2 protein-coding genes are annotated in these 1233 nt (G+C 42.7%); both read left to right on the forward strand.

Going from position 1 to position 1233, the window contains the following annotated elements; all coding sequences use genetic code 11:
- On the forward strand, window positions 1–498 hold a 498-nt coding region (locus tag A3738_RS15220; RefSeq protein WP_197473876.1), incomplete at its 5' end, for an aminotransferase class IV.
- Window positions 485–1233: endolytic transglycosylase MltG (gene mltG / locus A3738_RS15225; protein ID WP_082890057.1), on the forward strand; the 749-nt coding region annotated here is incomplete at its 3' end. The genes A3738_RS15220 and mltG, both read left to right, overlap by 14 nt.

The raw sequence follows: 1233 nt of genomic DNA on the forward strand, positions 1-1233 counted from the left end.
CAAGAATCTTATTATTCATCGGGGATTGAGCTTGCCTTGTGTTCGCATCGCTTGAGTGAGCAACCTATGTTGGCAGGTATCAAGCATCTGAATCGACTTGATCAGGTCATGGGGGCTCGCGAGTTAAACGGCGCGCCGGAAGGTGTCATGCTTGATCAAAAGAATCACGTTATTGAAGGCACCAAATCAAACTTAATCGCTTTGATTGATGGAACGTTTTACACGCCAGAACTGAGTGTTTGTGGAATTCGCGGTACCTTATTAAGTGCTTTGCTAGCAGGCGAGCTTGAGGAGTTCGATGGCTCTTTCACGATACAGGAGCGACAAATGACATTGGATGATCTGCATCAGGCAGATGCCTTACTCATGATCAACAGTGTATTTGGTGTATGGCCTGTTAGCCAGTTTCAGCAATCAAAATATGCGCCTTCTACACAAGTAAATAAGATGATGTCAACAGTAAAACAGCGCTTTGGTTTTGATTATGAAGTGGCTTAAATTTTTTCTCGGCTCAGTTGTTCTTTTCGCATTGCTTGGTGCGTTAGCAGTCCTTTCTTATCTGCGTTATCTCGAAAAGCCCTTACCAATCACAGAGCCTTTTGTATACGAACTTAAAAAAGGAAGCTCGTCCAACCGAGTGATTAATGATTTCCATAAATTGGGAATTATTGAATATGAAGAAGTGGCCAAGATATACGTTCGCCATAAAAATCTTAGTCCGAAACTCAAAGCCGGCGAGTTTGAAATTCAACGCGATATGACGCTGGTTGAGCTGTTTGCCTTGCTTACATCAAATCAGTATGTCAGCTATAAAGTCGTTTTAATTGAAGGATCTACATTCAAAGAAGCGCGTGCAGTGCTTGAATCAGATTCTCGCTTGCAACATGTGTTGGTAGGTTTGAGTGACAAAGAGGTACTGCAAAAACTCACAGGAAATAAATCAAGCGATCTTCCGCAAAAAGGCGATTTTGTTTTCACGCATCCCGAAGGGGCGATTTATCCGGATACTTACTTTTTCCACAAAGGTGAGAGCGATCTTTCCATTTTAAAGCGCGCGCATCAGCGCTTACTCAAAGTGCTAGACGAAGAATGGTCGAAGCGACAATCTAAACTGCCATTAGCAACGCCATATGAAGCTTTGATTCTCGCTTCAATAGTTGAAAAAGAAACCGGTAAGCCTAGCGAGCGTGAAGAAATTGCTGGTGTGTTCGTACGTCGGTTGAATAAAAAAAT

It is taken from the genome of Oleiphilus sp. HI0066 (genome assembly GCF_001635725.1).